Below are 19,243 nucleotides of genomic sequence, written 5' to 3'. Positions count from 1 at the left end.
ATTCGCGGACGTCTTGGGAATCGATGTTGGGTTCCCCGTCCGATGGCGCGGATTGACTCGGACTGTCCGGTGACGACGCCGGGTCGATGGCGGGCGGGGAGTCCGTCGCTGACGGCGATTTCTTCGGACTCGCCGGGTCGACACCGGGGTCCGCGTCGGCGGTCGGTTCGCCGGTCGTCACTGGCCCCGGGTCGTCGGGCACGGACGGCCTCCCGGACGCGCCGATGACGAACCGGCCATCGTCCAGCGCGACGACGTTCTCGCTGTCCTCGATGTCGAGTTCTTCGGGAGAGATGACCTTTCGGCCCTCCGGGTCAGAATCGTCCCGCGCTGGACTCATTGCCCACGCCTACCACGGCTCGTTACATAAAATCACCGGCAGTTTACCTCGGTGAGAATACCTCTCCAAGAAACGACTATTCCGACCAATTTCGACGATTGTCGTAGGATAATTTTATTATCGTCGAATGTCTGGACCAGCATACCAACATGAGTGTCCAAACAACGCCTCTCGCACCGTTGCCGGACGAACTGGATTCGCCGCGCGCCAAACTGGTCTATCTCTCGCTCGCGACGACGGGCGGGGCGACGCTCGACGAACTCCAGACGGGTCTCGACCTGCCGAAAATCACGCTGTACACCATCATTCGAACGCTTCGAGAGCGCGGACTCGTCCGCCAAGACGGCGAAGCCCTGACGCTCGCCGCCTGACTCCGGAATCGCTTCACGTTCACTTTCACTGCGCTAGGCTTGCCTCCATTATCTGACCGGACAACCTTCGGACATGAACGTCGAAATGAGCGCGCAGGAGTCGACAGTACGACCGTGGAATTCGGCAGACGTCTCCGGGTTGTCTGCCAGCGAAGTCGCCGCGTACGTTCGTACCTCGGCCGAGGAAGGTGCCGTCCACCTCGAACGCAAGGGCGGACGAACGTTCGTCGTCGTCGGCGAGTGACACCGCAACGCAGTTGGTCGCTCGCTTCGAAGCCATCTCATGCTCGAACCCGGCCAACCGGCACCTCCGTTCGAACTGCCGAATCAAGACGGCGAGACGGTCTCGCTCGCCGACTTCGATAGCACGGTCGTCGTCTACTTCTACCCCCGGGCGGACACGCCCGGCTGCACCACCGAAGCCTGTGGCTTCCGCGATTCGTGGGACGAATTCGAGGCGCGTGGCGTTCCAGTCCTCGGAATCAGCGACGACCCGGTATCCGACCTCGTGAAATTCCGCGACAAATACGACCTGCCGTTCGACCTCCTCAGCGACGAGTCCGGCGAGGTTGCGAGCGCCTACGACTCCTACGGCGAAAAGAACATGTTCGGGAAGACCTTCGATGGCGTGTTTCGAAACACGGTCGTCGTCGCTCCAGACGGGACCGTCGAAGCCGTCTTCGAGGACGTCTCGCCGGACGGACACGCGGACGAACTCCTCGAAACCCTCGAATGACGTACCTTTCACACCCCGTCCGTGCCATGCGCGACGACCCGATGTCCGACGAGTTGGCCACGCTTCTCCTCTGACTCGCCGACGAGAGTGTAGAAACGACCACCGCCCGCGTCGAAGACCTCGGCGGCGAGGTCGTCGAGGAACTCGAATTCGAGACGCTTCGCGTCGTCCTCCCGGAACCCGCTGTGGCCGACCTGTGCGAACTCGACGGCCTGAAGGCGATAGAAACCGCCGCAACTATCGAAATCGGGGGCGGGGACGCGGGTGAGGACGTGGATTTAAACGGCTCTTAAGCAATCTCAGCGAGTCGAAACCGCGGTTCCGAACGCCTTGATGTTCATCATTCCGCCCTGCCCGCCGAGGGATTCGTCGGTGATGTCAACCGCGACTAGCGCGTCCGCACCGACCGATTTCGCCTCCTCGACGAGTTCGTCGAGGGCAGTTTCCTGATTCTCTTCGAGAGTCTTCTCCCACGATTTGGAGCGTCCGCCAACTATGTCGCGCAACCCACCGGCGATGTCCTTCCCGATGTTTCGTCCCGGCGTCACGTCGGCGACGACCACGCCGTGGTGGCCCGTGATTTCCCGTCCCGGAACGGTGTGGCTCGTCGTCACCAATATCTCGTCGTCGTGGTAGCTGAACGCGGTCATCGGTCGGTTCTTTTCAGCCGCGAATCATAATCCTGCTGGTTAGCCCGAGCGGACAGCGGCGGCAACCTCACGGAGCGTTTCGTACTCCTCGTCGCTGTAGGCGATGAGGCGCGCGTCTTCGAGGGACTCGGGGTCGAAGCGGTGAATTTCCTCGCAGATGATTCGACCGCCCTCTCGGAGGTCGAATCCCGCGATACCGCATCCGAGCGCGGGAAGCACCACTGACCCCGCTGCCCGCTCGTCGGCTTCGCGGAGCGCGTTTCGGGTTGCGTCTCGGACGCTCTCGGGCGTCGCCCGTCCGTTCCCGTAGTGTGGCATGGCCGCCGCGTGAACGACCAACTCGGCGTCGAGTTCGTAGGCGTCGGTGACCGCGACGGAACCGAGTTCGACCGGTCCCCTCTCCATCGCTTCTTCGTTTATCGGCCCGTTCGCGCCACGGCGGAGAGCCCCGGCGACGCCGCTGCCCATCCGGAGGCTGGTTCCCGCGGCGTTGACGAGCACGTCAGCACGCTGTGCGGCGATATCGCCCTGAATCACGCTGAACTCCATATCCCCGCTACGCGGTTCTCGAACAAAATTTTCGGGTCAGTCGATCTGCTCTTCGAGGTAGGTCACTTCGACCATCAGGTCGGGGTGCTCGGCGTCCGGGTAGCGGAACGTCCACGCTCGGTCGAAGTCGATTCCCCGACGGTACCCCTTCAACAAGAGGTCGCCGAGCACGTCGCGGAAGTCCTTGAGAACGGCCTGCTCGGGCGGCTTCGTCGGCTGGGGAGGGTTCGTTATCTCTTTCGTCCCACCCTTTTCGAGGTGGGTTATCTCCGCCATCAAATCCGGTGTGTCGTCAGGATAGCGAAACGTCCATGCTCGGTCGAACCGGCGGTCGTTTTTGTACGCCGTACTGAGTACCATCTTGAGCGTACTCTGGAACTCCTCGGGCGACGCCATCCAGAGGGGGACACTCTGGGTGCGACTCATGGAAAAGGAACAGGCTCGGAGGCAGTATAAAACCGTCCGATAATTGTGTTGGCAGGAACGGCGAGCAACAGTTCACAATGCGGAATGCGGCGTTAAGCGGTCGCTAATCATGTCCACGGGCGGTCGTGTCGTGAGACGCACAGTCGGAATAGGTCCCCGTAAATCCGGGCATACTGGTCACCGAATTCGTCGGCGACAACGGTTACACGTCGATGAGCGCACGAACCAAATCGTCCTGATAGTTGCGAGCATCGCCGAGTCCGACGGTCACGTTCGACATGAGGATAGAGAACAGTACGTCCGGGTCCGTCGGCCGCTCGATGACACCCGAAAGCGCACGTGTTCCGCGAACCGTTCCCGTCTTCGCGTGAATCGGAACGTCCACGTCCCGCAACCGATACGCGAGCGTCCCCTCGCCCGGCGTCGGAAGCGACCCGATGAGCGTCTCCGACCACGGCTTCTTCCGTATCCATTCGAGCAGGGAAACCATGTCCGCCGCCGAAACGAGGTTGAACTGCGAGAGCCCGGAGCCGTCCCGGAAAACGGTTGCGGGAGAACCCAAACTCTCGAAGTAGGCGCCGGTTAGCTCCGTCCACGCGTCGAACGACCCGTCATCGAGCGCACGGCGGGCCGTCATCAATGCGAGTTGGTCGGCATCGACGTTGTTCGAGTACAACAGCATCGGACCGGTCGTCTCGCGGAGCGGTTCGGATTCGATGCTCGTCTCGAACGCCGCCTCTCGCTCCGTTTGTTCCGTTTGGAGGACGACATCACCTTTGACGGAGACGCCTGCGTCCGCGAGGCGGTCCCTGAACACCGCGGTCGCGTGTTCGTCGGGTCGCATCACGGGTGCCAGTTCCGTCTCCTCGTATCCCGGTGGCAGTTCGCCGATGGCGTAGATGGTGCCGTTCACCCGGTCGAGATAGGTGTAGAAGTAGCCGTTTGCCCCCTCGGATGTCGTGGAAAGATACGATTCGACGGTGACGAACTCCGAATTCGGTTCGACGGCGAGGTCGATACCGTCCTCGGTTCGCTTGGCGGTGAGGGACACCTTGTTCCAGTGGAGTGCGAGCGTCGAACTCGGCGCGCCGTAGGAGTACTGCGGGTCCTCCCACGTCCACCCTTCCGGATAGCCGGGACCGCGAACCGAAAAGACGGGACCGTACCCCGAGGTATCGAACGCGGTGATATCGGCCACGAGGTCGCCGTGAACCGTTTTCACCCCTCTTTCTGCGACCTGTTCTGCCAATCGTTCGAGGTCGGCGGTGGACAACACGTCGCCGGTACCGCGTAGCACGAGGTCGCCATGGAGTTGATTTCCGGTCATCGACCCGTCGCCGACGACGCTCGTTTCGAAGCGTTCGTCGGGTCCCAAGTGTTCGAACGCCAATGCGGTGGTGAGCAGCTTCGTGTTCGATGCCGGTTTGACTACCGTGTCCGCCTGGTGACTTGCGAGGACGTCGCCGTCCGCCCCGGCCTCCTTCGCGCACACGGAGACGATACCGCCGGGGAACTTCTCGGATGCGCGTTCGAGTAACCGCTCCACTGCGGAGCACCCCGATTTCCCCGTCTCATCGTCGTCCTCCGTTCGATTTGCCAGCGCGGTATCGCCGAGCATCGCGTTCGCGCCGACGGTTCCAGTCACTCCGAGCATCGTCCGCCTGTCCAACTGCCAAATTTTATCTCTCATCTCGTAGTTTATTTTTTAATTATTGGTAAATATTCACGCCCTCTTGTGCTAGGTAAAAACTTGCTTTGGTAGTGTAACGTTGGCAAAAACGAACGTAGCGACCCGCTTCGAAGCGAATCGCCGAAACGATTTCTATCTCGATTGGGAAGGAATTGCTTCGAGCGTCGATAAATTTCACAAAAGTCGAGTGTTCTCCGCACCGAATTGGCGCAGATAGAAAGCCAAGGGTGGGATTTGAACCCACGTATTCTCGATTACAAATCGAGTGCTTGAACCACCCAAGCTCCCTTGGCGCAACTGCCAGTTGTCGCTACTCCTTTGAGTGGTTATCGTTTTCGTCCGATTTTTCCATCTCGATTCGATGTGGTTCGTAGCCTCTGTTTTCGTACAGTCTGCGGGCGTTCTCGTTTCGCGCCAGCACTTCGAGCGACAGCACCTCCGCGCCCCGCTCTCGGAGTTTTTCCTCCGCGGCGTCGAGGAGCGCCGACCCGACGCCCTCGTTCCGCGACGTGGGTTCGACGTAGATGTTCTGGACGATTCCGCGAGTGGTCGAGTGCCGATAGAGACCCGTCTCCAGTTCGAACATCACGAATCCCACGATACCCTCGTCTCGGGCGACGAGCAGGTCGTCTTCGATGACGTGGCGCGCGACCGAATCGCGGACCGCACCGCGGTTCTCCTCCGCGAGGAGGTGTGACCCGTGGTCGCGCTGGTCGCGGGCGAGTTCGACCCAGCGGTCGGTAACGTGGTCGATGTCCGCGCTGGTCGCGGCCTCTATCGTAACCATCTATTGGGACAGCGCTTGCAACGCCGGGAGTTCGTCGCCGGTGAGCATCCGAAGACACGCGCCCCCGCCGGTGCTAACGTGGTCGAACCCGCCGAGGTCAAACTTCCGAATCGCGGCCGCGGTGTCGCCACCGCCGACGATGCTGAACTCGGCGTTCGCGGCCGCGGTGTACATCTTGCGGGTGCCTGTGGCGAAGGTGTCGTCCTCGAACACGCCAGCGGGGCCGTTGAGGATGACGGTTCCGGAATCGCGGAGGATTTCGGAGTAGGCGGTGATGGTAACGTCGCCGACGTCCATCGCACCCTCGTCTTCGTTCGGCGGGAACTCCTCGCGGGTGAGTTCGACGCGCTCGCCGTCCCGTTCGACCGCGGCGTCCTTCGGGAGATGGATTCGGTCGCCGTGCGTGTCGAGCAGTTCGGCGGCGTCGTCGATGTAATCCCAGTATCCCTCGTCGTGGATGAAGTCCGCGCTGGCGTCGCCGAGGTCCGCGCCGTCGGCGAACAAAAAGACGTTCCCGACGACACCGGCCGTCAGCACGTGGTCCGCGAGGTCGCGCTCCAGCACGTTTTTCGCAACCGCGATGGAGTCGGAAACCTTCGCGCCGCCGACCACGTAGGTTCGCGGGCGCGGCGTCGATTCGATGTCGCCGAGCACGTCCACTTCGCGCTCCATGACGCGCCCGGCGTAGCCCGGTAGCCGGGTCGGAAATCCGACGAGGGAGGGCTGTGAGCGGTGTGCGGCCGCGAACGCGTCGTTGACGTAGGCGTCGAGGACGGGAACGAGGCGGTCCACGAGGTGGGTTTGGGCGGCTTGTTCCGCCGGGAACTCCATGTACTCCTCGCTGTAGAAGCGGGTGTTCTCCAAGAGCACCGCCTCTCCCTCGTTGAGGTTCGTCACGGCGCGGCGCGCGTCAGCGGAGAACGTCGCATCGCAGTAAGAAACCGGGAAGGAGAGCAGTTCGTCCAATCGCTCCGCGTGTGCGCCGAGCCCGGCGAAATCGTCGCTTCCGGGTCTACCCTGGTGGGCGAGGATCGCGACCTTTCCGCCGCGCTCCAACAGCTCCGAGAGGGTATCGACGTGCGCCAACAGACGCGCGTCATCGGCGAGCTCACCGGAGTCGGTCAACGGACTGTTGATGTCGATGCGCACGCCGAGGGTCGTCCCTTGGACGGCGAGGTCGTCAAGGGTCTGTATGGGCATACGTGTGCCTGCAACACCGCCCGGCATATGTGTGTCGGTAATCCGTGCTGGAAATAAACACGTTTTCGAGTAAATAGACGGGTTATTTCTTTTCTCCACATTCCTCTCCGAGAGCTGTTAGTATGCCGCCGTTACTGGAATTCGCTGGACCGCTCTGTCGGAAAGGTTTAATAGTCTTACCGGAACCGGTTATCGTGTGGAGAGTTATCAATGAACGGCGTAAATGAGACCTATTCACGTGGACGTCGCCTCATCGTCGAACGACCGCTGCTGGTGGTCGTCGGACTGGTCGGGGTACTCCTCGTTTTCGACTTCATCAATCGGCTGCTGTCCGGCGACCTACTGGTTTCCGACGTAGGGTCACTCGTGTGGAACGGCCTCATGCGGGGGCTCATCATCGGTCTCGCCGGAATCGGGCTTTCGATGACGTACAGCATACTGAATTTCGCAAACTTCTCGCACGGAGACTACATCACGAGTGGCGCGTTCTCGGGGTGGGCAGTTACGTACCTCATCGCGGGGTTGGGGAGCAACAACATCGCGGGGCTGTTGCTGGTCGGCGCGGGCGGCTCCGTCTACGCCAGCAGTCTCGGTATCACCATCGCGACGACCCCGATAGCGGTCGTCTTGGGGCTGGTGTTCGCCGGTGTTAGCACCGTCGTACTGGCGCTCCTCATCGACCGTATCGTCTACCGACCGATGCGGGACGCGGAAGGGATTTCGCTCCTCATCACGAGCGTCGGCGTGGCGTTCGTGCTCCGTTACCTCATCGTGTTCGTCTTCTCGACCGAGAACCGCGGGACGACGGCGCTACAGGATATCCCCAAGTGGAACCTGTTGCTCTGGGACGGAACCGTCCGCGTGACGGCACACGACCTGACGCTCCTCGTCTGCACGGTCGGCTTGATGCTCGGCGTCCACCTGCTGTTGCAGCGGACGAAGCTCGGCAAGGCGATGCGCGCGATGGCCGACAACGAGGACCTGGCCCGCATCAGCGGCATTCCGACCGAGCGCGTCATCCGCTGGACGTGGATCATCGGCGGCGGTCTGACCGGCATCGCGGGCTACCTGTTGGTGCTCTGGAAGGGAACCATCGTCTTCCAGTTCGGGTGGCTCCTCTTGCTCCCGATATTCGCCGCGGTCATCCTCGGCGGTATCGGGTCGATTTACGGCGCGATTCTGGGTGGGTTGGTCATCGGGCTGACGTGGAACCTCTCCATCATATGGATTCCGAGCGCCTTCGGCCGCGCCGCCGCGTTCGGCATGATGATCCTCATCTTGCTGTTCAAGCCACAGGGTCTGTTCGCCGGGAGGACGACCGCATGAATTCGAGCATCCGCGATTTCGAGATCAACGACACGATGCTCATCCTCGGCGTACTGCTGGCCATCTACGTGCTGTACCTCTTGGCGGGGTCGGCGCTCGGCTACTCGCTCCGTGGCCAGTTGAACTCCCTCGCACGCCTCACGTTCCTCATCGGCGTGTACGGGATGTTGGCGCTCGCGTTGAACCTCCACTGGGGATACACGGGCCTGTTCAACATCGGCATCGCGGGGTTCATGGCGGTCGGCTTGTACACGATGGCCATCGTCTCGAAACCCCCCGCGAGCGCGACCGCCGGTGCCGCGACCGTCTCCGGTCTCGGCCTCCCGCTGTGGGTCGGCATCCTCGCGGGGATGCTCGCGGCGGCGATTCTCGGGTTGCTCGTCGCGCTTCCGGCGCTCCGGTTGCGGGCGGACTACCTCGCCATCGTGACCATCGCGACCTCCGAGATCATCCGCTTCATCGTGATGTCGGACCAGTTCCAGACGTTCACGCTGTTCGGTAAGACGCTCGGAACCGGCGGCGGTCGTGGTCTGTTGTTGAACTTCGAGGACCCGCTCCAACCGCTGTTCGACAGCGCCCCGTACGGCGCGCTAGAAGACGCGCTCAATCCGCTCGTCGGCGGGTCCATCGGACCGGTGCTCAACTCGCTGACCTACGCCGTCATCCTGATGGGATTCGTGGCGGCGTTCTACTGGCTGATGAATCGGACCGGCGAATCGCCGTTCGGGCGCGTGCTCAAGGCCATCCGCGAGGACGAGGAGGTGGCAAACTCCCTCGGAAAGAACACCGACGTGTTCAAGATCAAGTCGTTCATGCTCGGCTGTGCGCTGATGGGGCTGGCGGGCATCCTCTGGCAGATGCGCCAAGGTGCCATCACGCCGACCTCGTTCAAGCCGCAGGTGACGTTCTTCGTGTGGTTGGCCCTCATCATCGGCGGTGCCGGGTCGAACACTGGGAGCGTCCTCGGCGCGGCGGTGTTCGCCGGATTGCTGTATCAGGGACCGCTCTACCTCAAGAACATCATCCGGCAGGTGTACAACGTGTCCGGCGCGCCGAACACGTTCGCGGATGCGGTCGGCCCGTTGTTCAACGGCCACATCACACCGATGGTCGCGTACATCATCAACAACATCAACGCGCTTCAGTTGGTCATCATGGGGGCCGTCCTCATCTGGATAATGCAACACCGGCCCGAGGGCGTCCTCGGCCACCGCAAGGAGGAGGCGGCGAGCATCCCGCTCTCGCGTCCCGGCGGCGGCTCCGGCGAAGCGAAACCGACGCCCGCGGCGGACGGAGGTGAGGAGCAATGACCGCGAGCGAGACGGCCGAAACCGAGACGCTCGACATCGGAAACGAGGTGACGGACCTGAGCGAGACGCCGCTTCGCGTCGAGAACCTCCGGAAGACCTTCGGCGGCATCACGGCGGTCGATGGCGCGACGTTCTCCGTCGAACAGGGATCGTTCACCGGCCTCATCGGCCCGAACGGCGCGGGGAAGTCCACGACGTTCAACCTCATCACGGGCGTCTATCAACCGGACAGCGGCGCGGTGTACTTCAACGACGACGAGATCACGGGACTCCAGCCGTATCAGATAGCCGACCGCGGCATGGTCAGGACGTTCCAGATAGCCCGCGAACTCTCCGAGATGACCGTCTTGGAGAACATGATGCTCGCCCCGAAAGGGCAGGAGGGCGAACGGCTTTGGCGGTCGGTGACGCCCGGATTGCGGGGCGACGTTCGGGAGCAGGAAGAGGAGATGCTCGAACGCTCGTGGGAGATGCTGGAGTTCTTCGAAATCGACCACCTCGCGAGCGAGTACGCGGGCAACCTCTCCGGCGGGCAGCGAAAACTGCTGGAGATGGCGCGGGCGCTCATGACCGACCCGCAGATGGTCCTGCTGGACGAACCGCTCGCGGGCGTCAACCCGTCGCTGGAGAAGAAACTGCTCAAACACGTTCACGAACTCCGTGAACGCGGCTACACGTTCCTGTTGGTCGAACACGACATGGACGTCATCATGAACAACTGCGAACACGTCATCGTCATGCATCAAGGCAAAGTGCTTGCCGAGGGGAAACCCGCGGCCATCCGTTCGAACGAACAGGTCATCGACGCCTACCTCGGGGAGGAAATCTGATGGCGCTCCTCGAAGTGGACGGACTCGATGCGGGATACGGCGAGGACCTGCAAATCCTGAACAACGTCGATATGCGCGTCGAGGACGGCGAGTACGTCACCATCGTCGGCCCGAACGGGGCCGGGAAATCGACCGTGATGAAGTCCGTCTTCGGGTTGACGACATACATGGGCGGGACCGTCACGTTCGACGGGGCGGAGATTCAGGGGGACGCGCCGGAGGACATCATCCACCTCGGCCTCGGCTACGTGCCGCAGACCGACAACGTGTTTCCGACGCTCTCCGTGCAGGAGAACTTGGAGATGGGCGCGTACATCCTCGACGAGGTGCCCGAAGACGCCCTCGCTGAGGTGTTCGACCGGTTCCCGATTCTGGACGAGCGCAGGGACCAGAAGGCGGGCACGATGTCCGGCGGACAACAGCAGATGCTGGCGATGGGCCGCGCGCTCATGCTGGACCCCGACCTGCTGATGCTGGACGAACCCAGCGCGGGGTTGGCCCCCGACCTCGTGGCCGAGATGTTCGACAAGGTGGACGAGGTCAACGAGAGCGGGACGGCCATCCTGATGGTCGAACAGAACGCAAAAGAGGCCCTGCGGCGCTGTGACCGCGGCTACGTGCTTGTGCAGGGCGGCAACCGCTTCATGGACACCGGGGACGCGCTGCTGGCGGACGACGAGGTTCGACAGGAGTTCCTCGGCGGATAGTCCGCTCCCTCGTCTTCCGCTCGTTTCTTCACCTCGCTTCGCCACAACCGACAAGCACGAGCGGTGCGTGTTGCATCCATGGCGCGTTCACGGTGGGTCGCCCCGGTGCTCGCGGTTGCGGTCGTGGCCGCGTTCGTGCTCGTTTTCGGGATTCCGACACCCGCCACGCCCGCCTTCGACGACCCGCCGACTCGCCTCGATTCCTGTTCGGTGATACGTGATTCAGGGCGCTACGTTCTCACCGCCGACATCGACGAGCGCGCGGAGTCGTGCGTTCGAATCACCGCCGCCGACGTGGTTCTCGACGGGAACGGACACGTCATCGACGGGCACACGTTTCGGGAGAACACGACGGGTATCGCGGTGACGGGACGGAACGTCACGGTACGAGACCTGACGGCCGTCAACTGGACGTTCGGCGTTCGATACGAGGGGGCCCGCGGGGGGACCGTGACGAACGTGACGACGTGGCACACCGGGGACGGCGTGACGGTTTCCGACTCGCCGGCGTCGCGAGTCGAACGCGTGACGGCGACGAACGGCTTCACCGGGATTTTCGTGCGCGACTCCGACGGGAGCGTCGTCTCGAACGGCGTCGTCCGGGATATGAGTTCGGTCGGCCTGTTCGTCGCCGACTCCCGAGACGTGACAGTGAGCAACGCCTCAGTCGTACGGAGCAAAACCGGCATCGCGTTGCTCGGAGACCGGAACGGACGGGTCACGGATGCGGTCGTTCGTTCGACCGACGAAGCCCTCCTGCTCGTCGATTCACGGAACAACGAGATACGGAACGCGACGCTTTCGAATCCCGACGGAGCGGCGGTCGTGGCGCGCTCGAACGAGAGCGACAACCGGTTGGTCGGGACTCGTGGGAACTGGACGAGCGACGACGCGTCGGGGACGACGCACAAAAATCGGACGTAGCGGCGCGCTCAGCCGAGCGCCTGTTGGATGACGGAGGAGTACGACGACTCCCCTTTGTTGAACGCCACCTGATTAGTGACGCTGCCGCCTTGGTCCTGCTGGAACTTCTGTGCGAACTGGTTCGACAGTTGCTGGCCGTAATCGTTGTTCACGTACAGCGTCGCAGCGGATTGCGCGCCGATGCGCTCACCGGCGACCTGTGCCATCACGCCGCCTTGGAGCAGGTCGCTCGGCGCGGTGCGGAAGATGTAGTGTTGAGAGAGATGGAGCATCGCACCGCTCAGCACACCGCTGTTGTTACCGCCGTAGAGAGCGGCCAGTCCGATGAGCACGTAGCCCGCGTGTCCGATCGAGGAGTACGCGAGCATCCGTTTCACCTTGTCCTGCGTGGCGGCCGCGAAGTTCCCGAGCGTCATCGTGACGACTGCGAGAATCTGGAAGACCAGCACCCAGTCGATGGTTCCCGAAACCAGTGCGAACGGGAACGCGGTGACGAACACGCGGAAGGCGACTGCGAACCCGGCGGCCTTCGAAGCCGACGAGAGGAAGCCCGAAATCGGCGCTGGTGCGCCTTCGTACGCTTCCGGTGCCCAGAAGTGGAACGGGACGGAGGCCGTCTTGAACGCGAAGCCAGCGACCACCATCAGCACGCCGACGCCGAGCACGCCGCCCAGCCCGCTGAACCCTTGGCCGAGCGTGGTGGCGATGAGGTCCAGCTGCAGGTGTCCGGTGACACCGTACACGAGGCTGATACCGTAGGCGAAGATGGCCGACGAGAGTGCGCCGATGAGGAAGTACTTGAGACCCGCCTCGACGCTTCCGCGGTTCTTCTTCAGCATCGCGACCAGCGCGTAGGACGGGAGGCTGGCCAGTTCGAGGCTGATGAACACCGTGGCGAGGCTGTTCGAGCTCGCCATCAGCGTCATCCCGGTCGCCGCGAGGACGACCAGCGTGTAGTACTCCGCCTGATAGGAGTTACCCTTCAGGTAATCGTAGCTGGCGATGCTCACCAGCGCGGTGACGCTGGCGAAGATGAGCACGAAGAACAGGCTCATCGTGTCGACGACCATCGCGTTCCCGTACAGCGGAATCGGGTTCTCGCCCGTTCCGGAGGTGATGAACCACGCCGCGAGACCGCCTGCAACGACCGCACCGAGCGTCGAGATACCCGCGAGAATCGGGTTGTCCCGCGTGTGCGGGTAGATGCTGTCCACGACCAGCAACAGCAGCGCCGTCAGGCCGAGGACGATGGCGGGCGCGAGTGCGGCCCAGTCGGGCCACGCGAATGCCGCCATCAGGCACCACCTCCGGCGAGGAGTGCCATTTCACCCACGGCATCCTGAATCATGTGGTAGAAGATGTTCGGTTGAACACCCAGCAGGATGACCAGCAGGATGAGGACCACGAGGGGCGCGACGTCGTGGAACGACGCGCGACCGACCTCGTAGTCGGTTTCGAGCCGGAACGGCCCGAACAGCGTTCTCTGCATGGCGAACAGCAGGTAGCCAGCCACGATGACGATGCCGAACATCGCCGCTCCCGTGAACAGCGCGAGCGCGTTGCCCGCGAGCACGGTCGAGTGGAAGGCCCCGACGAAGATGAAGAACTCCGCCGCGAAGCCAGCCATCAGCGGCAGGCCCATGTAGCCGAACGCGCCCGCGACGAACACCGCGACCGTAATCGGCATCTTGTCCGCCAGCCCGGACATGTCCGAGACCATCCGGGTGTGCGTCGTGTTGTAGATGACGCCGACCGCCATGAACATCAGTCCCGAGATGAGACCGTGGGCGACCATCTGGAAGGTCGCACCGCCGACGCCGTACATGTTGAACGCGACGAGTCCGAGGATGACGTACCCCATCGAGGACACCGAGGAGTACGCCACGATACGCTTCAGGTCGGACTGTGCCAACGCGAGGAGCGCACCGTAGATGACGCTCACGACCGCCACGAGGGCGATGATGAACGCGTAATCCTTCGCCACGCCGGGAAGCATGGTGAAGTTGAATCGGAGCAGCGCGTAGGTACCCATCTTCAGCATGACGCCCGCCAGCATGATGGACACCGGCGTCGGTGCCTCGACGTGGGCGTCCGGCAGCCACGTGTGGAACGGGACAATCGGGACCTTGACGCCGAATCCGATGAACATCGCGAAAAACGCGAGCGCTTTCAGCGTGCCCGCGCCGACGCCACCGAGGCTTCCCAACTGCCCGTCGTTCAACGCTTGCGCGATGACGGGCATATCGAGCGATGTGATGGAATCGCCCAGTCCGAAGACGAGGGCGATGAACCCGATGAACATCAGCAGCGAGGCGACGTTGGTGTACACGAAGAACTTGATCGCCGCGTACTTGCGCCGCGGGCCGCCCCAGATGCCGATGAGGAAGTACATCGGAACCAGCACCATCTCCCAGAAGATGAACCAGATGAAGAAGTCGAGCGCCGAGAAGACGCCGAGGAGGCTCATCTCCATGAAGAGCATCAGACCGAAGAACTGGCTCTGTCGGGACTGAATCGGCGTCCACGCCGCGAGAATCGCGAGCGGCGTGAGCACCGTCGTCAACACCAACAACGGCATGCTGATGCCGTCGAGGCCGACGTGCCAGTTCAGCGCGTAGGGGCCGAACGTGGCCCACTTGAACGTCTCTTCGAAGGCGAGGGTTCCGCCCGACAAGAGGGCGTTCCCGCTACCGTCGAAGGCACTGTACATCCAGATGCTCCCGGCCGCGGGGAGCAGGCTCAGCACGAACGCGAGTTTCCCTGCGATTTTATCGGGCGCAAGGAACACCGCGAACGCGCTCACCAAGGTAACCGCGAGAAGTGCTTCGACTATCATCTAGAACCAACCTCCCGTGAAGCCGAAGACGAGAAGCAGGACGACGAACGAGAGCACCAACATGAGCGCGTAGTTCGTCACGATGCCGCTCTGAATCCGCTTCACTCGGCTGCCGCCGAACAGACTCACGCTGGAGACGCCGTTGACCACGCCGTCGATGACGCCTTGGTCGAACTTGTCCGCCGCGCGCGAGACGGGGAGCGTGACGCCGTTCGCGAGCCAGACCTGATACTCGTCTTGGTAGTAGTTGTTGAACAGGAGCGTCTTCACGCTGCCCAACTTGTCGGTGTGCTCGACGGGTTGCGGGACGTTGTAGAGCACCCACGCCAGTCCGAGACCGGCGAGTGCGAACGCGAGCGAGATGCCGCTCGAAACGAGTCCCGAGAACTCCGCCGGTTCGCCGTAGGCAAACCGGTTGATGAGTTCCTCGTAGTGGTGAGCACCGGTCGCGCCGACCGGTCCGTTGAGCCACGTGTGGAGGAACTCGATGTGAGCACCCGTCAGTTCCGCCACCGGCGTCATGTTGACGAGACCGATGACGGTGGCGAGGATACCGAGAACGACGAGCGGGAACTTCACGTTCCAGCGCACGCCGTGCGGGCTCCGCGCGGTGTCGCTCCGGGGTTCACCGTGGAAGGTTAGGAAGACCATCCGGAAGGTGTAGAATCCGGTGAAGAACACCGCGATGAGACCCATCGCGTACGCTCCGAGGAGGAGCGGGTTGCCGCCGAGACCGTGGACGAGCGCCTCGTAGAGCACTTCGTCTTTCGACCAGAACCCGGCGAACGGGACGATTCCCGCGAGCGCGAGCGACCCGGCGAGGAACGTCCAGTAGGTCACGGGCATGCGCTTTTTCAGGCCGCCCATGTCCCACATGTTCTCGTTGTGGTGCATGGCGATGATGACCGACCCCGCTCCGAGGAACAGGAGCGCCTTGAAGAAGGCGTGAGTCATCAGGTGGAAGGTCGCCGCGACGTAGCCACCCGACCCAAGCGCGAGCATCATGTACCCGTACTGGGAGATGGTGGAGTACGCGAGCACCTGTTTGATTTCGCGTTTGACGACGCCCATCGTCGCCGCGAACAGCGCCGTGAAGCCGCCGATGAACGCGATGATGGCGAGCACCTGCGGGAGCAGGGCGTAGAAGCCGTACATGCGCGCGACGAGGTAGACACCCGCCGCGACCATGGTCGCCGCGTGGATCAGCGCGGAAACGGGCGTCGGGCCTTCCATCGCGTCGGGAAGCCACGTGTGGAGCGGGAACTGCGCCGATTTCCCGACCACGCCGCCCAACACGAGCAGGCCGACGATGTTGAACCACATCTTCGGGTCGAGACCGAAGAGGGTCGTCACCTCTCCGCCCTCGCCCGCAATTGCCTGCTCGGCCATGTGCACGAACGAGTGGTCGCCCGTGAACTGCGCCGTGCCGAAGGTGGCGAACACCGCCACCACGCCGATGAGGAAGAAGTAGTCACCGAAGCGGGTGACGAGGAACGCCTTCTTCGCTGCGCTCGGTGGGCCGGGTTCGCGGAACCAGAACCCGATGAGCAGGTACGAACACAGCCCGACGAGTTCGAAGAACATGAACGCCATCAGCAGGTTGTCCGCGAAGACGAACGCGAGCATGCTGAAGGTGAACAGGCCGAGACCGGCGTAGTAGCGCGGGAGGCCGGTTTCGCCCTCGTCGTTCATGTAGCCGAGGCTGAAGATGTGCACGAGACACGCGACCAGCGAGACGATGACGAGCATCATTGCCGACAGCGGGTCGAGGAAGATGCCGAAGTGCAGGTTGAAGGTGTCGAGTCCTTCGACCCACACGATGGTCTCGTGGTAGGATTCGCCACCCGACACCGTGAGGAAGACCCACAGCGACAGGAGGAGTGACCCGGCCGTCGCGGCGATGCCCGGAATCGCGCCACCCTTGGGTAGCATCTTGCGGGCGTACTCGCCGCCGAACAGTGCGATCAGGAACGATACGAACGGCAAGAGTGCGATTACCGGTGCCAGTTGGAATGCTGTTGCCGCCATTGTTACCACCTCATAGTCGTCGCTTGGGTCACGTCCACGTCGTTGAAGTTACGATACAGCACGAGGATGATACCGATTCCCACTGCGACTTCCGCGGCGGCGAGCGCCAGCGTGAACAGGCTGAACGTCTGCCCGGTCAGATTGCCGTGATAGCTGGAGAACGCGACGAGGTTGATGTTCGCCGCGTTCAGCATCAGCTCGACGCTGATGAGGAACATCAGCGCGTTCTTCCGGGTCAAGATACCGAACAGCCCCGAACAGAACACGGCGGCGGAGAGCAACAGGTAGTATTCGACTGGTACCATTACTCCTCGTCACCTCCCGCGTTTCGACCGCCGTCCGCCATGACCGCCGACGACGTTCCATTGTCGCCGCTTTCGCCGTCGTCACGGCTGGCGAGCATCACTGCACCCACCAGCGCCGCGACGAGCACGAGGTCGATAATCTCGAACGCGACGAGGAATCCCTCGCTCTGGACGAGAGCGTCACCGCCGACGTTTCCGATGTTGAACATCGCGTAGCCGATGCTCGCCGTGATGTTGGCTCCGGCTCCGAAGCCACCTGCGTCGCCGAACGACGCGCCGAGGAACACCACAGCGAGGATGGCGAACAGCGCCACCGCGACGACGCCGGGAAGCATCGTGCTTGGGTCACGCATTCGTGGCCGTGATGTCATGCGTTAGTCACCTCCTCTGTACTTGAACGACGTGTGAGCATGACGGCGAACGTTATCAGGATGAGAACCCCGCCCACGTAGACGAGGATCTGCATCGCCGCAACGAATTCCGCCTGTAACATGACGTAATGGGCGGCGAAGCTCAGCAACGAAGCGCCGAGCAACAACGCCGAATGCCACACGTCCCGCACCAGGACGGCGCCCACGCTACTCGCCACCGTCAGGATGGCGAACAACGCGAACGCGATCATTTCATATGCCATTTCAGTCACCTTTGGGTTTGGGTAAACGCCCTTTTAAGATTTCGAGACGGGCGTGATTACTGGTAATCGACTGCTCCTTCGCCCTCTCCTATCCACGCGCTACGGTCCGGTTCGCGCGATTCGAGTGGGTCGATGTCTTTGTACCAGGGGACGTTCTTCAACTGTTCTTTGTTGTATACCAAGTCGTCTTTCGTGTCACCCGTGAACTCGAAGTTCTGGGTGAGCAGAATGGCGTCGACCGGGCACACTTCCTCACAGAGTCGGCAGTAGATACACTGGCCGACGTGGAGGTTGTACTGTTCGCCGTTGCGCTGGTCGTCCTGAACGATCTGAATCGTGTCGTTCGGACAGACGTTCTCGCACTGGCGACACCAGATGCAGCGCTCTTGGCTGAACTTGTGAATCCCACGGAAGCGTGGGCTTACTTCGGGTGCGACGTCCGGGTATTCGACCGTGAACGTCGTCCCGCCCAGTGCGTGTTTCATCGTCGTTGCCATCGATTTGAGTAGTCCGATCATAGCACCACCCCCACGATGATGGCCGTGAGAACCAGGTTGGCGAACGAGAGCACGAGCATGCCCTTCCAACCGATTTCGATGAGTTGGTCGATGCGCACGCGCGGAAGCGCCGAACGCGCCCACTGCGTGAACAGGAACACCGCCCAGATCTTCACGGTGAACCAGACGAATCCGATGGAACCCGAAGCGGGGCCGGACGGACCACCGAGGAAGAGCGTGGCGATGATCGCACCGCCGAGGAAGATGTGGATGAACTCGCCGAGGTAGAACAGCACGAAGTACACGCTGGAGTACTCCGTCTGGTATCCGGCGACGATTTCGGTGGGTGCCTCGGGGGTGTCGAACGGGTTCCGCCCGACTTCCGCGAGGTTCGCCGCGAGGAACAGCACGAACGCGAACGGGTTCACGAACGCGTACCACGACGGAATAGCGATGCCGCCGATGGTGATGAGCGTCTCCTGCTGTTGGGCGACGATTTGGCTCATCTGGAGCGTCCCCGTGAAGAGGACGACCGATGCGGCCGTCACGACGAGCGGAATCTCGTACGCGATGTTCTGTGCCACCGCGCGAAGGCCACCGAGAAGTGAGTATTTGTTGTTCGACGCGTAGCCGCCCATCGTCAGTCCGAGCGTGGCGATGGAGGCGACGGCGAACACGTACGCCAGTCCCGTCTCGGGGTCAGCGAGTTGCAGATTGATGCCGAAAAGGGAACCCATCGGAATGACCGCAAAACCGAGCAGCGCCGAACCCGCCATGACGACGGGCGCGAGGTCGAATGCCGGACGGTCCGCACCTTCCGGGATGATGAGTTCTTTCGACAGCAGCCGCACCGCGTCGGCCACGATGATGAACAGGCCGAACGGCCCGACACGATTGACCGCGATACGGTCGGTGAACGCGGCGGTGATTTTCCGTTTCGCCCACGGCCCCGCGAACGCCGTCATCGTCAGCATGATGGTGCCGATGACGGCCGCCGCGATGAGCGCCGAGAGCAGCTCTATCGGCGCGCTGGGGTTGTTGCCGCCCAGCGCACGCGCTATCTGTTCGGGGAGAAGGACCGTTCCCGTCCCTGCAGC

The 19,243-nt window shown here is 62.5% G+C and carries 21 protein-coding genes, 1 tRNA gene and 2 pseudogenes; 8 read left to right on the top strand and 16 right to left on the bottom strand.

Features of this window, described 5'->3' with window-relative positions:
* Nucleotides 1–340: pseudogene (locus BG842_RS18705) on the bottom strand (hypothetical protein); the annotation flags it as partial.
* Nucleotides 341–489: 149 nt separating this feature from the next.
* Between BG842_RS18705 and BG842_RS18700 the strand changes: the two are divergent.
* The 3 genes from BG842_RS18700 to bcp all read left to right on the top strand — a co-directional run bounded on the left by BG842_RS18700 (nt 490) and on the right by bcp (nt 1,447).
* Complete coding sequence (locus BG842_RS18700) at nt 490–711, top strand: helix-turn-helix domain-containing protein (protein WP_018128750.1); 222 nt, start codon at nt 490–492, stop codon at nt 709–711.
* Between the two features lie 73 nt (nt 712–784).
* Nucleotides 785–955, top strand: coding sequence for a hypothetical protein (locus BG842_RS30120; protein WP_175424212.1), 171 nt, complete (start codon nt 785–787; stop codon nt 953–955).
* 39 nt (nt 956–994) lie between these two features.
* Entirely contained in the window at nt 995–1,447 is a 453-nt protein-coding gene (gene bcp, locus BG842_RS18695) for a thioredoxin-dependent thiol peroxidase (protein WP_069451957.1), read from the top strand.
* Nucleotides 1,448–1,746: 299 nt separating this feature from the next.
* Here the strand turns inward: bcp and BG842_RS18685 are convergent, their stop codons facing one another.
* The 7 genes from BG842_RS18685 to BG842_RS18655 all read right to left on the bottom strand — a co-directional run bounded on the left by BG842_RS18685 (nt 1,747) and on the right by BG842_RS18655 (nt 6,749).
* On the bottom strand, nt 1,747–2,097 hold the full coding sequence (locus tag BG842_RS18685) for a YbjQ family protein (protein ID WP_069451956.1): 351 nt from the start codon (nt 2,095–2,097) through the stop codon (nt 1,747–1,749).
* A gap of 39 nt (nt 2,098–2,136) precedes the next feature.
* Nucleotides 2,137–2,646, bottom strand: a complete 510-nt coding sequence (locus BG842_RS18680) for a macro domain-containing protein (RefSeq protein WP_069451955.1) — start codon at nt 2,644–2,646, stop codon at nt 2,137–2,139.
* 36 nt (nt 2,647–2,682) lie between these two features.
* The gene (locus tag BG842_RS18675) at nt 2,683–3,072 is read right to left on the bottom strand and encodes a hypothetical protein (RefSeq protein WP_232423723.1); all 390 of its coding nucleotides are present in this window, start codon (nt 3,070–3,072) and stop codon (nt 2,683–2,685) included.
* 202 nt (nt 3,073–3,274) lie between these two features.
* On the bottom strand, nt 3,275–4,762 hold the full coding sequence (dacB, locus tag BG842_RS18670) for a D-alanyl-D-alanine carboxypeptidase/D-alanyl-D-alanine-endopeptidase (protein WP_254663299.1): 1,488 nt from the start codon (nt 4,760–4,762) through the stop codon (nt 3,275–3,277).
* Nucleotides 4,763–4,981: 219 nt separating this feature from the next.
* Nucleotides 4,982–5,055 (bottom strand) — tRNA-Thr (locus tag BG842_RS18665).
* Nucleotides 5,056–5,072: 17 nt separating this feature from the next.
* Entirely contained in the window at nt 5,073–5,549 is a 477-nt protein-coding gene (locus tag BG842_RS18660) for an N-acetyltransferase (protein ID WP_069451953.1), read from the bottom strand.
* Nucleotides 5,550–6,749 (bottom strand): phosphoglycerate kinase, encoded by a 1,200-nt coding sequence (locus BG842_RS18655; RefSeq protein WP_069451952.1) that lies wholly within the window; start codon nt 6,747–6,749, stop codon nt 5,550–5,552.
* Nucleotides 6,750–7,130: 381 nt separating this feature from the next.
* Between BG842_RS18655 and BG842_RS18650 the strand changes: the two genes are divergently transcribed.
* The 5 genes from BG842_RS18650 (at nt 7,131) to BG842_RS18630 (ending at nt 11,846) form a co-directional block, all read left to right on the top strand.
* Nucleotides 7,131–8,075, top strand: coding sequence for a branched-chain amino acid ABC transporter permease (locus BG842_RS18650; RefSeq protein ID WP_175424213.1), 945 nt, complete (start codon nt 7,131–7,133; stop codon nt 8,073–8,075).
* Nucleotides 8,072–9,385: a branched-chain amino acid ABC transporter permease gene (locus tag BG842_RS18645; protein WP_069451950.1), complete on the top strand. Its 1,314-nt coding sequence runs from the start codon at nt 8,072–8,074 to the stop codon at nt 9,383–9,385. Before BG842_RS18650 ends, BG842_RS18645 begins: the two co-directional genes overlap by 4 nt.
* Nucleotides 9,382–10,215 carry an ABC transporter ATP-binding protein gene (locus tag BG842_RS18640; protein WP_069451949.1) on the top strand — a complete coding sequence of 278 codons (834 nt, stop codon included), beginning with the start codon at nt 9,382–9,384 and terminating at the stop codon, nt 10,213–10,215. Before BG842_RS18645 ends, BG842_RS18640 begins: the two co-directional genes overlap by 4 nt.
* Complete coding sequence (locus BG842_RS18635) at nt 10,215–10,922, top strand: ABC transporter ATP-binding protein (protein ID WP_069451948.1); 708 nt, start codon at nt 10,215–10,217, stop codon at nt 10,920–10,922. Before BG842_RS18640 ends, BG842_RS18635 begins: the two co-directional genes overlap by 1 nt.
* A gap of 78 nt (nt 10,923–11,000) precedes the next feature.
* On the top strand, nt 11,001–11,846 hold the full coding sequence (locus BG842_RS18630) for a right-handed parallel beta-helix repeat-containing protein (RefSeq protein WP_069451947.1): 846 nt from the start codon (nt 11,001–11,003) through the stop codon (nt 11,844–11,846).
* Nucleotides 11,847–11,875: 29 nt separating this feature from the next.
* Here the strand turns inward: BG842_RS18630 and BG842_RS18625 are convergent.
* The 8 genes and pseudogenes from BG842_RS18625 to BG842_RS18590 form a co-directional block, all read right to left on the bottom strand.
* Nucleotides 11,876–13,141: pseudogene (locus BG842_RS18625) on the bottom strand (proton-conducting transporter membrane subunit); the annotation flags it as partial.
* Entirely contained in the window at nt 13,141–14,682 is a 1,542-nt protein-coding gene (locus tag BG842_RS18620) for a NuoM family protein (protein ID WP_069451946.1), read from the bottom strand. The pseudogene BG842_RS18625 and the gene BG842_RS18620, both read right to left, overlap by 1 nt.
* Nucleotides 14,683–16,710, bottom strand: coding sequence for an NADH-quinone oxidoreductase subunit L (gene nuoL / locus BG842_RS18615; protein ID WP_069451945.1), 2,028 nt, complete (start codon nt 16,708–16,710; stop codon nt 14,683–14,685).
* A 2-nt stretch (nt 16,711–16,712) separates the two neighbouring features.
* Nucleotides 16,713–17,015: an NADH-quinone oxidoreductase subunit NuoK gene (gene nuoK / locus BG842_RS18610; RefSeq protein ID WP_007978296.1), complete on the bottom strand. Its 303-nt coding sequence runs from the start codon at nt 17,013–17,015 to the stop codon at nt 16,713–16,715.
* Entirely contained in the window at nt 17,015–17,386 is a 372-nt protein-coding gene (locus BG842_RS18605) for an NADH-quinone oxidoreductase subunit J (RefSeq protein ID WP_069451944.1), read from the bottom strand. The genes nuoK and BG842_RS18605 overlap by 1 nt, the downstream gene beginning before the upstream one ends.
* Nucleotides 17,383–17,649, bottom strand: coding sequence for an NADH-quinone oxidoreductase subunit J (locus BG842_RS18600; protein WP_007978292.1), 267 nt, complete (start codon nt 17,647–17,649; stop codon nt 17,383–17,385). Before BG842_RS18600 ends, BG842_RS18605 begins: the two co-directional genes overlap by 4 nt.
* A gap of 56 nt (nt 17,650–17,705) precedes the next feature.
* On the bottom strand, nt 17,706–18,167 hold the full coding sequence (locus tag BG842_RS18595) for an NADH-quinone oxidoreductase subunit I (protein WP_007978289.1): 462 nt from the start codon (nt 18,165–18,167) through the stop codon (nt 17,706–17,708).
* Nucleotides 18,164–19,207, bottom strand: a complete 1,044-nt coding sequence (locus tag BG842_RS18590) for a complex I subunit 1 family protein (RefSeq protein ID WP_069451943.1) — start codon at nt 19,205–19,207, stop codon at nt 18,164–18,166. Before BG842_RS18590 ends, BG842_RS18595 begins: the two co-directional genes overlap by 4 nt.
* Between the last annotated feature and the right edge of the window lie 36 nt (nt 19,208–19,243).

This window comes from Haladaptatus sp. W1 (genome assembly GCF_001723155.1).
Classification (GTDB): Archaea; Halobacteriota; Halobacteria; order Halobacteriales; family Haladaptataceae; genus Haladaptatus; species Haladaptatus paucihalophilus.
The sequence above is the reverse complement of the archived record's forward strand: the minus strand, read 5'-3'. Positions and strand labels throughout refer to the sequence as shown.

Coding starts and splice junctions, on each gene's coding strand:
- BG842_RS18700 (WP_018128750.1), top strand. CDS start 490: ATGAGTGTCCAAACAACGCCTCTCGCACCGTTGCCGGACGAACTGGAT.
- BG842_RS30120 (WP_175424212.1), top strand. CDS start 785: ATGAACGTCGAAATGAGCGCGCAGGAGTCGACAGTACGACCGTGGAAT.
- bcp (WP_069451957.1), top strand. CDS start 995: ATGCTCGAACCCGGCCAACCGGCACCTCCGTTCGAACTGCCGAATCAA.
- BG842_RS18685 (WP_069451956.1), bottom strand. CDS start 2,097: ATGACCGCGTTCAGCTACCACGACGACGAGATATTGGTGACGACGAGC.
- BG842_RS18680 (WP_069451955.1), bottom strand. CDS start 2,646: ATGGAGTTCAGCGTGATTCAGGGCGATATCGCCGCACAGCGTGCTGAC.
- BG842_RS18675 (WP_232423723.1), bottom strand. CDS start 3,072: ATGAGTCGCACCCAGAGTGTCCCCCTCTGGATGGCGTCGCCCGAGGAG.
- dacB (WP_254663299.1), bottom strand. CDS start 4,762: ATGAGAGATAAAATTTGGCAGTTGGACAGGCGGACGATGCTCGGAGTG.
- BG842_RS18660 (WP_069451953.1), bottom strand. CDS start 5,549: ATGGTTACGATAGAGGCCGCGACCAGCGCGGACATCGACCACGTTACC.
- BG842_RS18655 (WP_069451952.1), bottom strand. CDS start 6,749: ATGCCCATACAGACCCTTGACGACCTCGCCGTCCAAGGGACGACCCTC.
- BG842_RS18650 (WP_175424213.1), top strand. CDS start 7,131: ATGCGGGGGCTCATCATCGGTCTCGCCGGAATCGGGCTTTCGATGACG.
- BG842_RS18645 (WP_069451950.1), top strand. CDS start 8,072: ATGAATTCGAGCATCCGCGATTTCGAGATCAACGACACGATGCTCATC.
- BG842_RS18640 (WP_069451949.1), top strand. CDS start 9,382: ATGACCGCGAGCGAGACGGCCGAAACCGAGACGCTCGACATCGGAAAC.
- BG842_RS18635 (WP_069451948.1), top strand. CDS start 10,215: ATGGCGCTCCTCGAAGTGGACGGACTCGATGCGGGATACGGCGAGGAC.
- BG842_RS18630 (WP_069451947.1), top strand. CDS start 11,001: ATGGCGCGTTCACGGTGGGTCGCCCCGGTGCTCGCGGTTGCGGTCGTG.
- BG842_RS18620 (WP_069451946.1), bottom strand. CDS start 14,682: ATGATAGTCGAAGCACTTCTCGCGGTTACCTTGGTGAGCGCGTTCGCG.
- nuoL (WP_069451945.1), bottom strand. CDS start 16,710: ATGGCGGCAACAGCATTCCAACTGGCACCGGTAATCGCACTCTTGCCG.
- nuoK (WP_007978296.1), bottom strand. CDS start 17,015: ATGGTACCAGTCGAATACTACCTGTTGCTCTCCGCCGCCGTGTTCTGT.
- BG842_RS18605 (WP_069451944.1), bottom strand. CDS start 17,386: ATGACATCACGGCCACGAATGCGTGACCCAAGCACGATGCTTCCCGGC.
- BG842_RS18600 (WP_007978292.1), bottom strand. CDS start 17,649: ATGGCATATGAAATGATCGCGTTCGCGTTGTTCGCCATCCTGACGGTG.
- BG842_RS18595 (WP_007978289.1), bottom strand. CDS start 18,167: ATGATCGGACTACTCAAATCGATGGCAACGACGATGAAACACGCACTG.